The sequence below is a fragment of the Microbacterium sp. Y-01 genome (assembly GCF_003856715.1).
Classification (GTDB): Bacteria; Actinomycetota; Actinomycetes; order Actinomycetales; family Microbacteriaceae; genus Microbacterium; species Microbacterium algeriense.
The window spans coordinates 1128473-1141821 of record NZ_CP024170.1; the positions used below are offsets into that span (position 1 = coordinate 1128473).

Consider the following 13349-nt stretch of genomic DNA (forward strand, 5'->3'; position numbering starts at 1 on the left):
ACCGCCCTCGTCGCCCGCGGCCTACTGTTCGCGCGCCGCGGGCCGGACGAAGGCCCAGGCGGCGAACGCCGCTGCCGCAGCCGCGACCGTCATCGTCGCGGCCATCGTGACAGCCGTGGTCCCGCCGAGACCGGCAGCCACGGGGGCGAGCACGGGACCGAACAGGAACGTCGCCATCCCGAGAAGGGCCGAAGCGGTGCCGGCACGGACCCCGTGATGAGCGAGCGCCAGCGTCTGGCCGTTCGGACCGCCGATGCCGGAGCACAGCATGAACCCGACCAATGCGATGACGACACCCATCATGCCGACGCCCAGAAGCGCCAGCACGAGGAAAGCCGTCGTCACCAGGAGCGTCGCGGTGATCCCGCCCAGGTAGACGCGCAGGGGCCCCCAACGCCGCACCACGAGTCGGCTCAGCTGGCTGCCCGCGATACTCGCCAGGGCGCCGGCCGCGAAGGCGACGCTGAACTCCTGCGGGCTGAGACCGAACTCGTCCTGCAGCACGAACGACGACATCGACAGGTATGTGAAGAAGGCGACACCGCCTCCGGCCGCGGCACACAGCACGGCGACGAAGAGCCGGTCGCGGACGACCGCTCCGGCGTGCGCGCCCCACACCCGGAGGCCCCCGTGGTGACGGGCGGATGGCGACAGGGTCTCCGGCAGGGCGAACGCCACCACGAGCAACAACAGCACGCCGACCCCGCTGAGCACCCCGAAGATGCCGCGCCAGTCCATGATGCGGGCGAGTTGTCCGCCCACCACCGGCGCGATGATCGGGGCGGTGCCCGAGACGAGGAACAGCAGCGAGAGCATGCGGGAGAGCTCGACCCCCTCGAACTGGTCGCGGGCGATCGCCAGGCAGATCACGATGCCCGCCGATCCCGCCAGCCCCTGCAGGAAACGCGCGACGAGCAGCAGCTCGATGTTCGGAGCGACGGCGCACACCGCGGAGAGCACCGCGAACGCTGCGACGCCGACCAGCAGTGGCAGGCGTCTGCCCAGCCGGTCGCTGAGAGGACCGGCCGCGAGCTGGCCCAGACCGAGACCGATCATGCACGCCGACATCGTCGCCTGCGCCAGGGCCTCGGTCGTGCCGAGCGAGGCCGCGAGCTGGGGGAGCTGCGGCAGGTAGAGGTCCATCGACAGCGGACCGAAGGCTTCCAGCATGCCCAGCACCAGCATCGCCCGCAGCGTGCCCATGCGGGGCCGCGGGGCGTCAGCGGCGAACGGAAGACTCATCCCTCGAGGCGCAGCACGCGGCGCAGCCAGCTCTCCCGCGCGGCGACCGCGGCCCGGGAGACCTCGGCATCGGGGGAGAACCCCGAGAAGCCGTGGTAGCCGCCGGCCCAGACGTGCAGCTCGGCCTGCCCGCCCGTGGCCCAGACCCGCAGCGCGTAGTCGACAGCCTCGTCGCGGAAGGTCTCCGCGGCGCCCACCTCGATGAACGCCGGAGCGAGTCCCGACAGATCCGCAGCCCGTGCCGGCGCCGTGTACGGCGACACGCGGTCGGTGAACCGGTCGGCTCCGGCGATCGCGTCCCACGCGGTGTCGTTGTTGTTCCGATCCCAGGCCCCGAAGCCGTCGTACTGGCGGCTCGACGGAGTTTCGTTGCGGTCGTCGAGCATCGGGCAGCCGAGGAGCTGTCCGGCCAGCCGTGGCCCGCCGCGGTCGCGGGAGAGCAGCGCCACCGCCGCCGAGAGCCCGCCGCCGGCGCTCTGCCCGGACGCGATGATGCGGGAGGTGTCGATGCCGAGCTCGTCCGCGTGGGCGACCATCCACTCCAGCGCGGCGTAGCAGTCCTCCGCCTGGGCCGGTCCGGGGTGCTCGGGGGCGAGGCGGTACTCGACCGCGACGCCGACGATGCCGTGCCGCTCGGCGAGGTCGATGAGCTCGGCGGTGCCGAAGTAGCGCGTGCCGAGCACCATCCCGCCGCCGTGGATCGACAGCACTGCCGGTGCCGGGTCCGTGGGCGCCTGCGCCGGGCGCACGACGGTGATCTCGAGGTCCGGAGCCCCGATGGGGCCGGGGATAACCCGGTCCTCCCACGCGACGGCACGGCCGGCGGCCTGCACGGACATCGGCGGGATGATCGTGGCGAAGTGATCGCGGTTGGCGTGGATCGTGTCCGCGCGCAGCGGGATGACCTCGACGAGGTCGACGAAAGCATCCAGCCCCGCGACGAGATCCGGGTCGTAGGGCACCGGTTCGGGCGTGCTCATGCGGCGGCCCGCCAGATCCGTCGCAGCCAGGAGGCACGCGCGGCGAGGGCGGCACGGGTGATCTCGGCGTCCGGCATGTACATGTCGAAGCCGTGGGCGCCGCCGCCCCAGACGTGCAGCTCGGCCTGCCCGCCGGTCGCCCAGATCCGCAGGGCGTACTCGGTGTCCTCGTCGCGGAACATCTCCGCCTCTCCGACCTCGATGTAGGCGGGCGGGAGGCCGGAGACGTCCGTCGCGCGGCTCGGAGCGGCGTAGGCGGGGGCCTCGGTGCTGAACGCGAGCTCCTCACCGAGGACACATGACCAGGCGAGGAGGTTCATGTCGCGCTGCCAGGTGCCGATGCCGTCGTACTGCCGACTGGCCACCGTGGTGTTGGTGTTGTCGATCATGGGACACAGCAGCAGCTGCCCGGCCATGACCGGGCCCCGCCGGTCGCGAGCCAGCAGGGCGACGGCCGCGGTGAGACCTCCGCCCGCGCTTCCCCCGCCCACGACGATGCGCGCCGGGTCGATCCCGAGCTCCGTCGCATGGGCGTGCGTCCACACGAACGCCGCGTAGCAGTCCTCCACGCCCGCGGGGTACGGGTCCTCCGGAGCGAGGCGGTACTCGACGTTCACGGCCACGACGCCGTGCTCCGCGACGATGTCGACGACGCGAGCCGTCTCCCAGGAGCGGTGGCCGACGATCATGCCGCCGCCGTGGATGTTCACGAAGCCGGCGAGCGTCGAGGTCTCGGAACCGGCGGGGCGGAAGATCGTGACCTCGATGTCCGGTGCTCCGGGCGGGCCGGGGATGACGCGGTCCTCCCAGGTGATGTCCCGGCCGGCGATCACGGCGTCGTTGTCCGGGAACATCCGGTCGACGTTGTCACGCGGCAGGGTCTCGCGGGTGAGGGCGGGCTGGGGGTTCTTCGCGATCTCGTCGAGCACGGCCTGCACGTCGGGATCGAAGGGGACGGGGATGGTCATGGTTCTCCTCGGGTGGGACGGCGTCAGGGGCCTTCGGGGTCGACGACCCCGCGGTCGGCCCAGAAGGGCTCGACGAGACGGCGCAGCTCGGCGGCGCCGATGCGGTCGACGAGGGTGGCCGCGTCGAGGTTCGCCCGCAGCTGCGTGACGCTGGAGGCACCGAACAGGGTCGTCGTCAGGGCGGGGTGGGTGAGGGTGAAGGCGATGCCGAGCTGGGCCGGCGTCACGTCGAGATCCTCCGCGACCGCGGTGAACGCGGGGACGTCGGTGATGATCCGTTCGCGGATGCCGCCGGGGTCACGCCCGATCTGCCGGTCGCTGTTCACCTTCCCGGCGAGGATCCCGCCCTCCAGGCAGTCCGAGGCCTGCAGCGTGAGGCCCTGCTCCCAGAGGCGCGCGAAGGGCTCGCCGTCCGGGATCGACCGCCGCGAGACGCTGTACTTGAGCTGCGCGATCTGCGGACCGGGCACGCCCTCCGCGGCGGCGAGGTCGATCAGGGTCTGGATGCTCCCCGCCGACCAGTTGTTCACGCCCCACGCGCGGATGAGCCCGGCGTCGGTGAGGGCGGCGAGGTCGAGCACGAGGTCGCGCAGCTCGAGGTCGTCGCGACGCAGGTCGCCGAGGATCACGAGGTCGGCGTGTTCGGTGCCCACCCGCATCAGGGCGTTCTCGAGCTGCGGGCGGAAGCCGTCGCTGCCGAAGGCCTCGAGCCACAGCTTCGACGACAGCAGCCACTCTTCGCGACGGAGTCCGGCCGCGCGCACCATCGCCGAGAAGATCACGTCGGTGAAGACGGGCGGGGCGTCGGGCGCGGAGTACACGCCCACGTCGAAGAGGTTCACGCCGCGGTCGGTGGCCTCGCGCAGCAGGGCGACAGCGTCGGCGAAGTCCATGCGGTCGTAGGTGTGCCACGAGCCGAGGGAGAACAGGGCGGCGTGCAGGCCGCTGCGGCCGATCTCGCGCACGGGGAGGGGAGTGGTCATCATGCTCCTCAGAGGCTCGGGTCGATGACGGCCTTGACCTCATCGAGGTGGTGCATGTGGGCGATCTGGGCGGAGGCGTCGGCGAGTCCGACCGGGGCGCTGAACAGGTCGTCCCAGGGGAAGCGGTCGGCGAACGCCGTGAAGAAGTCGATCGCGCGGGCGTAGTCGGAGATGTCGCCGTTGAGCGAGCCGACCACCGTGAGCTCCTTGCCCATGATGGTGCTGAGGGCGAAGCCGTCTCCGGCCGGACCGGTCGAGCCGACGATCGCCACGGTGCCGCGCTGGGCGGCCATGCCCACGGCGTCCGGGCCGACGCTCGGGGCTCCGGCGAAGTCGAACACGTGGTCCGCCCCCTGGCCTCCGGTCAGCGCCAGGACCTGGTCGACGACGGGCCCGTCGCGGAAGTCGACGACGGCGTCGGCGCCGAAGCGGGCGGCGAGCTCCAGACGAGCCGCGGGGGCGCCGACGGTGATGACCTGACCCGCGCCCGCGATGGTCGCGACCGCGGTGGCGAAGATGCCCAGGGCTCCGGAGCCCTGCACCACCACCCGGGAGCCCGGACGGATCCGGCCGGCCCGCTCGAAAGCTCGCAGGACGGTCTTCGCGGCGCAGCCCGCCATCGAGGCCCAGGTGTCCTTGACGGCCGTCGGCAGCAGGAGCTTGGCGGCACCCGGAGTGACGTACGCGTACTCGGAGAGCCCGGCCGTCGCGAACGGCGGCACGTCCGCGCGCTGGAGGAAGCCGTAGCCGCGGCGGGAGCAGGCGACCGGCTCGCGGAGCACGACGCAGCCGTGGCACTCGCCGCAGGTGGACTCCGACCAGCCGATGCGGTCGCCGGGGGAGAGCGGGCGGCCGAGGGCATCGCGGGTGTCGGGACCGATGGCCACGATCTCGCCGACCATCTCGTGGCCGAGGACCATGGGCAGCATCCCGGGGAACGACATCTTCCCCTCCCAGATCTCGATGTCGGTGCCGCACAGCGTCGTGCAGGCGATGCGCACGAGGGCGGCGCCCGGCTCGATCTCGGCGGGCAGGGGGAGGTCCTGCAGGGTGAGCGGTTCGCCGTGCGCGGTGAGCACGGCGGCGCGGGTCGTCGCGGGCAGGTCGGTGAGGAGGGGCATCGTGTCGTCTCCGGGGTCAGACCAGGAGCTGTCCGCCGTCGACGGCGACGGAGACCCCGGTGATGTGGCTGGCGGCGTCGCTCGCGAGGAACAGCACGAGCGGCGTGATCTGGTCGACCTCGGCGATCGTGCCGAGGGGGATGCGCGACTCCCAGGCGGCGCGGGCGTCGGGGTTCGCGGCGAACTCCGCGGTCAACGGCGTGAGCACGGGCCCAGGGGCGACGGCGTTGACGCGCACGCCCGACCCGGCGAGCTCGATGGCCGCGGTGCGGGTGAGCGCGTCGACGGCGGCCTTCGTGGCCTCGTAGTGACCGAGGCCCGGAGTGGGCTGCCGCGCACCGATCGACGAGATGTTCACGATGGCGCCGTGACCGGAGTCGGCGAGCAGGGCGCCGAAGACCCGGAGCATGAGGAACGTGCCGCGGACGTTGACGCGCAGGGCCGCGTCGACCGCGTCGACGGCAACCTCCTGGAGCGTGCCGCCGCCCGCGACGACGCCGGCGTTGTTGACCAGCACGTCGAGCCCGCCGGCTTCCGCGATCCGCTCGCACGCCGCCTGCACCGACGCTTCGTCGGCGATGTCGAGGCCGAGGGCGGTGGCGCCGATCTCGTCCGCCACCGCGGCCGCAGCCTGCGCGTCCACATCCCCGATGAACACGACGTCACCGGCTGCGCGGAAGGCGCCGGCGATACCGCGGCCCACTCCGGACGCGCCTCCGGTGACCAGGATGCGACGGGGGGAAGCGGTCATGATTCGTCCTCACTGACGGGTGCTCTGACGGGATGAGTCCGTTATATTCTACAAACATAGAAAAACACAACCCCGGTCCACCGGTCGGCGATGCGCGCCGCGCCGCGACGACGCACCAAGGAGCCTCATGTCCGCATCGACATTCCCGCGCACCCCGCTGCAACCCGGCGGGCGGCCGGTCCCGCCGCTGGCGCTCGGATCGTGGAACACCTGGGACCGGATGACCGGCGACGAGGCGATCGCCCTGATACAGCGCGCCGTCGAACTGGACGCCGGATTCTTCGACGTCGCGTACTACAACATGGGCCCGCACGCCGAGAACTCCCGCACCGACATCCTCTTCGGGGAAGCGCTCCGTGCCAGCGGGGTCGACCGTGCCGACATCGTGCTGTGCGGCAAGCTCTGGCTGTGGGACTGGCCGAACCAGGGGTTCCGGGCGCAGCTCGTGGAATCCCTCGACCGCGCCGGCCTGGACCGCTTCGACACGCTGGTGGTCGGCGACTACCTCGACGCCCCCGATATCCCGCGGCTGGTCAGCGCGGTGAACGAGCTCATCGCTGAGGGGCTCGTGGACTCCTGGGGCATCAACAACTGGCGCATCGAGCACACGCGAGAGGCGCTCGCGGAATCCGCGGCGCAGAGTGCGGCCGGTCCCGCCTTCGCGCAGCTGAAATACGGCATCGCACGGCGCTCGATGGCCGAAGGTGACGCCTATGGACCGCTGTTCGCGGACGGCACCCTCACGCTGCAGGCCTCGGACGTGTTCGAGGGAGGGATCCTCGCCACGGGGCGCACGCCGCAGCGGAAGATCGGCGCCGACGTGGGCGGAATCCGCGAGCGCATCGCCGCCGTCTATCCCGAGGTTGCCCGCGTGGCCGCCGAGTTCGGCGTCACCCCCGCGGCGCTCGGCATCGGCTTCTGTCTGGCGAACCCCGCGACCGCGAACGTGCTGTTCGGGGCCTCACGCGTCGCGCAGCTGGAGCAGAACCACGCCGCTCTCGCCCTCGTCCGTGATCACGGAGCCGAGGTGCGCGCCGCGCTCGCCGCATGCTGGGTCGACCGAGACGTGCGGGCGGACGGCGCGTGGTGACGGCGGCCGTCACGACGGGGCGTCAGTGCGCGCCGCCGAATTCGATCATCGCGACGCCGACCGCGATGAGGGCGACACCGACGGCCATCATCGCCGAGAAGTGGTCCTTGAAGATGACCCGGCCGAGCACCGCGGTCACGGCCACGCCCGCGGCCGCCCAGATGCCGTAGGCGACCCCGACCGGCATGCCCATCGCGAGGATGGTGCCGAGCAGGGTGAACGCCGCGAGATAGCCGACGACGATCACCGGGATCCACCGCCGCCGGCGCAGCCCCTCGGATGCGCGCAGGCTCAGCGTGGCGGTGACCTCGCTCGCGATCGCGAGGGCGAGCAGCAGCCACGTCACGAGGCGACCTCGGTCTTCCGCTCGTGCGACCCGAGCTCGACCAGGAGCACGCCGATCACGATGACCCCGACCCCCACGATCTGCACGGGTCCCAGCACCTCGCCGAACAGCGCCGTGCCGAGCACCGCGGTCAGCACGACCCCGATCGCCGACCAGATGCCGTATGCCACGCCCACCGCCATGCCGCGATCGAGCACGACCGACAGCAACCACAGGGAGCCGGTGTAGCCGAGCACCACCACGATCAGCCACAGGGGATGGGTGAATCCCTCGGCGGCGCGCAGCGAGAGCGTCGCCGACACCTCCAGCGCGATCGCGATCAGCAGAGGGGGCCAAGCCGACGGGCCGGGGCGAGCGGTCATCGCATGCCTTTCGTGGAGGGTTCGAGGGAGGGAACGCGAGGGGAAGGCGCGGGATTCCCGGCGGGCGGAGGGGCACGCGGTGTGCAGGACTGCGCGCTGAGACAAGCCTGGTGCATCCCCGGGCATGGGGGCGAGCCACCGTGAGCGGAATGGCTCTTGCGCTCTTTTTCCACACATGTAGACTAACCACCACGACACATCGAAGTGGCGTCGGACCCGGCTCCCGGTCAGCGGCACTCCGAACCTTCTTCACCACCCCCTGCACCCGAGAGAAGGAACCATGAAACGAATGCCCCTTGCGCTCGCCGCAGCCGTGGCCGCGACCCTCGCGCTCGCCGGCTGCAGCGGCGGCGGAACGCCCTCGCCGTCCGAAGGCAGTGGCGCCGAAGGCCCGGACGCCCTCAACATCGGCAACTTCCTCGATGTCACGTCCTGGGACCCGTCCCTCGCCGACATCGGCTTCGACGGCCCCTACCTGTCCGCGGTGTACGACGCCCTGATCGCCCTCGACGCCGACGGCACCCCGATCCCCTCGCTCGCGACGGAGTGGACCGTGGCCGACGACGACCTCAGCATCGACCTCGACCTCCGCACCGACGCCGTGTTCAGCGACGGCACCCCGGTCGACGCGGATGCGGTGGTCGCCAGCCTCGAATACCTCAAGGCGGGCGCGCGCTCCGGTGAGGCCTACGTCAACGTTTCCGGCTTCGCGAAGGTCGACGACGACACCGTCCGCATCACGCTCACGCAGCGCGACGACACGATCCTGTACCTGATGGGCCTCGGCCGCAGCTACGTGATGTCGCCCGCCTCGATCGAGGCCGGCACGCTCGGCGCCGAGCCCATCGGCTCCGGGCCCTATGTGCTCGACGACACCACCAGCGTTCCCGGCGCGGAGTACCACTTCACCAAGACCGAGGACCACTGGGACGCGAAGACGTATCCGTTCTCCGAGCTCGCGATCTACCCGATCACCGACGCGACCGCCCGCCACAACGCGATGCTCAGCGGTCAGATCAACGTGCAGTACGGTGACGTCGCGAACCTCGAGCAGGCCGAGCAGCAGGGGTGGAACACCGCGCAGCGGGTCTCCGGCTGGGCCGGACTCGTCATCACCGATCACACCGGCGCGAAGAGCGAGCCCCTCGGCAAGCTCGAGGTCCGCCAGGCGCTGAACTACGCGTTCGACGGCGCGGCCGTGCTCGCCGCGGTCGGCAGCGGGGCGGGTGTGGCGACCAACCAGGTGTTCCCGGACGGCGGCGACATCAACGACCCGGGACTCAACGACGCGTACGCGTTCAACATGGACAAGGCCAAGGAGCTGCTGGCCGACGCCGGGTACCCGGACGGATTCGACATCTCGATGCCGATGTCCCCGATCTTCGAGATGTGGAAGCCGTCGGCCGAGCAGGCCCTCAACGAGCTCGGCATCACGGTCACCTGGGACAACATGCAGATGCCGGACTATCAGCTCAACGCCCCGAACTACCCCATGTTCATCTCGTTCCTCGCGATGGACGGCAACGACGTGGCCACGGTCTCCCGGCAGCTGACGAGCGTGCAGTGGTTCAACCCCGAGCCGGACTACGCGCAGAACGAGGTCATCGCCCCGCTCGTGGAGAAGGTCCAGACGGAGCGCGGCGACGCGCAGACCGACGCCATCAAGGAGCTCAACGAAGCCCTCGTCGACCAGGCCTGGTGGTCGGTCTGGTACCAGGCGAACAACATCTACTACACGGCGCCCGGCATCCAACTGCAGCCCGTCGTGGGGATGATGTTCCCGACGCTGCGGTACATCACGCAGGGCTGATCGCCCGCCGGGGCGGTCCTTCCGTGACCGCCCCGGCACCCCTTCCCCCTCCGACCCTCCCTCCGAGAGGCCCCCATGCTCCTCTTCACGGCGAAGCGGGTGCTGTCCGGCATCCTTCTCCTCGTCGCGGTCTCGATCGGCACGTTCTTCCTCGCCCATCTCGCGATCAGCGATCCGACCGCCTCGCTCCTCGGCACGACCGCGAGTCCCGCGCAGCAGCAGGCCCTGGCGGCGAAGATCGGTCTCGACCGTCCGCTCCTCGTGCAGTTCTGGGACTGGTTCTCCCACGCCGTGCTGCTCGACTTCGGCGTCTCCTGGAGGAACTTCCAGCCGGTCGGCGCGCAGCTCGCGGTGAAGGTGCCCGTCACGCTCTCCGTCGTGACCCTCGCAACCCTCATCACCGCGGTCATCGGCGTCGCGTTCGGCATGATCACCGGACTCCGCCCCGGCACCTGGTTCGACCGCATCATCAAGGGGATCTCCGTCGTCCTGTTCGCGCTCCCCGGGTTCTGGGTGAGCCTGGTCCTCGTGATGTGGCTGGCCGTGCAGCTCAAGTGGTTCCCCGCCGTCGGCTACGTCCCGCCGACGCAGTCCGTCGAAGGCTGGCTGCGCTCGATCACCCTGCCCGCAATCTCCCTCGCGCTCGGCGGCATCGTCGCGGTGTCCGAGCAGCTGCGCAACGCCGTGATCGCCCAGAGCCGACAGGACTGGGTGCGCACCCTCCGCAGCCGCGGGCTGTCCGCCGCCAGGGTGAACGTGCACATCCTCCGCAACGCCTCGCCCGCCGCGCTCACGGTCATCGCCCTGATGTTCGTCGGTCTGCTCTCCGGCGCCATCGTGGTCGAGCAGATCTTCAGCCTCCCGGGCCTGGGCCAGCTGACGAACCAGTCGTCGCAGAACGGCGACATCCCCATGCTGCTCGGCATCACGGTCATCTCGATCGTGTTCGTCGTGCTCATCAACCTCCTGCTCGACCTCGTGCTCGGCTGGATCAACCCGAAGGTGCGCGTCGCATGACCACGACAGACATCCGCGTCGCCTTCGACCGGGCCGCTCAGAAGCGCCGGTCGAGCCTGTTCCGGCGCTTCCTCCGCCACCCCGGCGGCTACATCCCGCTCGCGATCTTCGTGCTCATCGTGCTGGTCGGGGTGTTCGCGCCGCTGCTCGCTCCGATGGATCCCAACCTCGTCGACCTCGCGGCAGCCAAGGCCCCGCCGTCGCCGGACCACCTCCTCGGCGGCGACTCCACCGGGCGCGACATCCTCAGCCGCCTCATCTACGGCACCAGGACGACCCTGTGGGGCGCGCTCATCACGATCGTCACCGCCCTCGTCATCGGCGTGCCGTCGGGTGTCGCGGCCGGGTACTTCGGGGGAGTCTTCGACCGGGTGGCGACCTGGATCAGCGATGCGCTCCAGTCGATCCCCGGGATGATCATCCTCCTCGTGGTCGCCGCGGGCAGCCGCAACAACTTCGAGCTGCTGATGGCCACCGTCGGTGTCTTCATGGTCCCCGGCTACTTCCGCATCGCGCGGTCGCAGACACTCGCCGTGCGCAGCGAGCCCTACATCGACGCGGCCCGGGTCTCCGGGCTGTCCGACGCGCGGATCATCTTCCGCCACGTCATCACGGCCGTCTACCCGCCGGTCATCATCCAGACCGCGCTCACCGCCGGCATCGCGATGGGCATGCAGGCCGGACTCCAGTTCCTCGGCATCGGCGACTCGAACGTGCCGAGCTGGGGTGCGATGATGCTCGAGGGCTTCCGCCTCATGCTCACCTACCCCCTCATGCTGCTGTGGCCCTCCGCCGCGCTCGGTCTCACGATCGCCGTCCTCGCGATCATGGGCTCCACGCTCGCCGAGCTCGTGCAGGTGCGCACGCCGCGTGCGGCCCGACGGCGGCGGCGCGGTGTGCTCGAGACCGCCGACGAGGTCGCCGCGGCTCCCGCCACGGGCAGCGTCCGTCACGAGGCCCCGGCGTCGGCCCTCCGCGTCGAGAACCTGCACGTCGTCCACGCGACGCCGACGGGGGAGACCGAGGTCGTGCACGGCGTCACGCTCGACGTCGCGCCAGGGGAGGTCGTCGGCATCGTCGGCGAGTCCGGGTCGGGCAAATCGCAGACCGTGTTCTCGGTACTCGACCTGCTCCCCGCGACCGGCCGGGCGACCGCCGATGCGATCTGGGTCGGCGGCGCGGAGGTGACGCACGCGACGCCGAAGGAGCGACAGGCGCTGCTCGGCCGCACGATCGGCTACGTGCCGCAGGAGCCGATGAGCAACCTCGACCCCTCGTACACGATCGGGCATCAGCTCATCGAGCCGCTGCGCCGGACGCACGGGCTCGCGAAGGCCGCCGCCCGGCAGCGCGCGCGGGAGGTGCTCCTGCGGGTCGGGCTGTCCGACCCCGATCGCGTGATGCGCAGCTACCCGCACCAGGTGTCCGGCGGCATGGCCCAGCGTGTGCTCATCGCCGGTGCGATCGCGGGGCGCCCCTCGCTCCTCGTCGCGGACGAGCCCACCACCGCCCTCGACGTGACCGTGCAGGCCGAGGTCCTCGAGTTGCTGCGGGAGCTGCAGGCCGAATACGGCATGGCGCTGCTCATCGTGACGCACAACTTCGGCGTCGTCGCCGACATCTGCGACCGCGTGATCGTCATGCGCGGCGGCGACATCGTCGAATCCGGCCCCGTGGACGACCTCTTCGCCGCTCCCGACCAGGACTACACGCGCGAACTCATCGCCGCGTCGCTCGACGAGGCCGAGGGGCGCGCCGAGCTCGACCGGCACAGGACGGAGGTCCCCGCATGAACGCCGCTCCGGTGAACCCCCTGCTGCAGGTCGACGACCTCGTGGTCGAGTACGGCCGCGGAAGACACGCCTTCCGCGCGCTGCACGGCGTCTCCCTCGACATCGCCCCCGGCGAATGCCTCGGCCTGGTCGGGGAGTCCGGATCCGGCAAGTCCACCCTGGGCAAGGCGATCCTGGGCCTCGCGCCGATCACGGCAGGCAGCGTCCGCTTCGACGGCCGGGAGATCAGCCGCCTCAGCGGGCGTGCCCGCCGTGCGCTCGCCGACGACGTGCAGGTGGTCTTCCAGGATCCCTACGGCTCGCTGAATCCGGCCATGACGATCGGTGATGTGCTCGCCGAGCCGCTGCTCACCACGGGAATGGGGCCGAAGGCCGCCGAGGGCAAGGTCCGCGAGATGCTCGACCGGGTCCGGCTTCCCGCCGCCGCGATGGACAGATATCCGAGCGAGTTCTCCGGCGGTCAGCGTCAGCGCATCGCGATCGCCCGTGCCCTCGTCCGCGGTCCTCGCCTGGTGGTGTGTGACGAGCCCGTCAGTGCACTCGACCTCACGACGCAGGCCGCCATCCTCGACCTGTTCATCGAGCTGCAGCGCGACACCGGAGTGGCCTACCTGTTCGTATCGCACGATCTCGGCGTCGTGCGCAGGGTCTGTCATCGGGTCGCCGTGATGTACCACGGCGAGCTCGTCGAAGTCGGCGACGGCGAGCAGGTGACCCGTGCGCCGCGGCATCCGTACGCCGAGCGGCTGCGTCTGGCGTCGCCGGTGGCCGATCCCGCCGCACAACGCGAACGCCGCCGCCAGTGGCTCGCTCTGCGGGAGGTGCCCGATGCGGCGGTACGGTAGCTCCAGGCCGGAACTCGCCACACCCCGGACTCGGCCGGAAG

The 13349-nt window shown here is 71.0% G+C and carries 13 protein-coding genes; 5 read left to right on the forward strand and 8 right to left on the reverse strand.

Annotated elements, in window-relative coordinates; translation table 11 throughout:
• Nucleotides 1–21: 21 nt before the first annotated feature.
• The 6 genes from CSX12_RS05235 to CSX12_RS05260 are packed head-to-tail and all read right to left on the reverse strand — an operon-like array spanning nt 22 to nt 6045.
• The gene (locus CSX12_RS05235) at nt 22–1242 is read right to left on the reverse strand and encodes a multidrug effflux MFS transporter (RefSeq protein WP_241160569.1); all 1221 of its coding nucleotides are present in this window, start codon (nt 1240–1242) and stop codon (nt 22–24) included.
• Nucleotides 1239–2222 carry an alpha/beta hydrolase gene (locus tag CSX12_RS05240; protein ID WP_124895085.1) on the reverse strand — a complete coding sequence of 328 codons (984 nt, stop codon included), beginning with the start codon at nt 2220–2222 and terminating at the stop codon, nt 1239–1241. The genes CSX12_RS05235 and CSX12_RS05240 overlap by 4 nt, the downstream gene beginning before the upstream one ends.
• Entirely contained in the window at nt 2219–3190 is a 972-nt protein-coding gene (locus CSX12_RS05245; RefSeq protein ID WP_124895086.1) for an alpha/beta hydrolase, read from the reverse strand. Before CSX12_RS05245 ends, CSX12_RS05240 begins: the two co-directional genes overlap by 4 nt.
• Before the next feature lie 23 nt (nt 3191–3213).
• The gene (locus tag CSX12_RS05250; protein WP_124895087.1) at nt 3214–4173 is read right to left on the reverse strand and encodes an aldo/keto reductase; all 960 of its coding nucleotides are present in this window, start codon (nt 4171–4173) and stop codon (nt 3214–3216) included.
• Between the two features lie 8 nt (nt 4174–4181).
• A complete protein-coding gene (locus tag CSX12_RS05255; RefSeq protein WP_206427138.1) occupies nt 4182–5294 on the reverse strand; it encodes a zinc-binding dehydrogenase in 1113 nt (370 codons plus the stop codon).
• 16 nt (nt 5295–5310) lie between these two features.
• Nucleotides 5311–6045, reverse strand: a complete 735-nt coding sequence (locus CSX12_RS05260) for an SDR family NAD(P)-dependent oxidoreductase (RefSeq protein WP_124895088.1) — start codon at nt 6043–6045, stop codon at nt 5311–5313.
• A 127-nt stretch (nt 6046–6172) separates the two neighbouring features.
• On the opposite strand from CSX12_RS05260, the gene CSX12_RS05265 reads away from it, so the two are divergent.
• Complete coding sequence (locus tag CSX12_RS05265; protein WP_124895089.1) at nt 6173–7135, forward strand: aldo/keto reductase; 963 nt, start codon at nt 6173–6175, stop codon at nt 7133–7135.
• A 22-nt stretch (nt 7136–7157) separates the two neighbouring features.
• On the opposite strand, the gene CSX12_RS05270 is transcribed toward CSX12_RS05265, so the two are convergent.
• Both CSX12_RS05270 and CSX12_RS05275 read right to left on the reverse strand, forming a co-directional pair.
• The gene (locus tag CSX12_RS05270) at nt 7158–7481 is read right to left on the reverse strand and encodes an SMR family transporter (RefSeq protein ID WP_017204010.1); all 324 of its coding nucleotides are present in this window, start codon (nt 7479–7481) and stop codon (nt 7158–7160) included.
• Complete coding sequence (locus CSX12_RS05275) at nt 7478–7843, reverse strand: multidrug efflux SMR transporter (protein ID WP_124895090.1); 366 nt, start codon at nt 7841–7843, stop codon at nt 7478–7480. The genes CSX12_RS05270 and CSX12_RS05275 overlap by 4 nt, the downstream gene beginning before the upstream one ends.
• Nucleotides 7844–8123: 280 nt before the next feature.
• Between CSX12_RS05275 and CSX12_RS05280 the strand changes: the two genes are divergently transcribed.
• The 4 genes from CSX12_RS05280 (at nt 8124) to CSX12_RS05295 (ending at nt 13308) form a co-directional block, all read left to right on the forward strand.
• Nucleotides 8124–9653: an ABC transporter substrate-binding protein gene (locus CSX12_RS05280; RefSeq protein ID WP_241160570.1), complete on the forward strand. Its 1530-nt coding sequence runs from the start codon at nt 8124–8126 to the stop codon at nt 9651–9653.
• Between the two features lie 75 nt (nt 9654–9728).
• Complete coding sequence (locus CSX12_RS05285) at nt 9729–10670, forward strand: ABC transporter permease (RefSeq protein ID WP_017204007.1); 942 nt, start codon at nt 9729–9731, stop codon at nt 10668–10670.
• Nucleotides 10667–12463: a dipeptide/oligopeptide/nickel ABC transporter permease/ATP-binding protein gene (locus tag CSX12_RS05290; RefSeq protein ID WP_124895091.1), complete on the forward strand. Its 1797-nt coding sequence runs from the start codon at nt 10667–10669 to the stop codon at nt 12461–12463. The genes CSX12_RS05285 and CSX12_RS05290 overlap by 4 nt, the downstream gene beginning before the upstream one ends.
• A complete protein-coding gene (locus CSX12_RS05295; protein ID WP_017204004.1) occupies nt 12460–13308 on the forward strand; it encodes an ATP-binding cassette domain-containing protein in 849 nt (282 codons plus the stop codon). Before CSX12_RS05290 ends, CSX12_RS05295 begins: the two co-directional genes overlap by 4 nt.
• The last annotated feature ends 41 nt before the right edge of the window (nt 13309–13349 follow it).

What these genes read in the sequence shown, in the direction of transcription:
- CSX12_RS05275 (WP_124895090.1), bottom strand. Translation starts at nt 7,843, where the DNA reads ATGACCGCTCGCCCCGGCCCGTCGGCTTGGCCCCCTCTGCTGATCGCG.
- CSX12_RS05295 (WP_017204004.1), top strand. Translation starts at nt 12,460, where the DNA reads ATGAACGCCGCTCCGGTGAACCCCCTGCTGCAGGTCGACGACCTCGTG.
- CSX12_RS05265 (WP_124895089.1), top strand. Translation starts at nt 6,173, where the DNA reads ATGTCCGCATCGACATTCCCGCGCACCCCGCTGCAACCCGGCGGGCGG.
- CSX12_RS05245 (WP_124895086.1), bottom strand. Translation starts at nt 3,190, where the DNA reads ATGACCATCCCCGTCCCCTTCGATCCCGACGTGCAGGCCGTGCTCGAC.
- CSX12_RS05235 (WP_241160569.1), bottom strand. Translation starts at nt 1,242, where the DNA reads ATGAGTCTTCCGTTCGCCGCTGACGCCCCGCGGCCCCGCATGGGCACG.
- CSX12_RS05280 (WP_241160570.1), top strand. Translation starts at nt 8,124, where the DNA reads ATGAAACGAATGCCCCTTGCGCTCGCCGCAGCCGTGGCCGCGACCCTC.
- CSX12_RS05240 (WP_124895085.1), bottom strand. Translation starts at nt 2,222, where the DNA reads ATGAGCACGCCCGAACCGGTGCCCTACGACCCGGATCTCGTCGCGGGG.
- CSX12_RS05285 (WP_017204007.1), top strand. Translation starts at nt 9,729, where the DNA reads ATGCTCCTCTTCACGGCGAAGCGGGTGCTGTCCGGCATCCTTCTCCTC.
- CSX12_RS05255 (WP_206427138.1), bottom strand. Translation starts at nt 5,294, where the DNA reads ATGCCCCTCCTCACCGACCTGCCCGCGACGACCCGCGCCGCCGTGCTC.
- CSX12_RS05260 (WP_124895088.1), bottom strand. Translation starts at nt 6,045, where the DNA reads ATGACCGCTTCCCCCCGTCGCATCCTGGTCACCGGAGGCGCGTCCGGA.
- CSX12_RS05290 (WP_124895091.1), top strand. Translation starts at nt 10,667, where the DNA reads ATGACCACGACAGACATCCGCGTCGCCTTCGACCGGGCCGCTCAGAAG.
- CSX12_RS05250 (WP_124895087.1), bottom strand. Translation starts at nt 4,173, where the DNA reads ATGACCACTCCCCTCCCCGTGCGCGAGATCGGCCGCAGCGGCCTGCAC.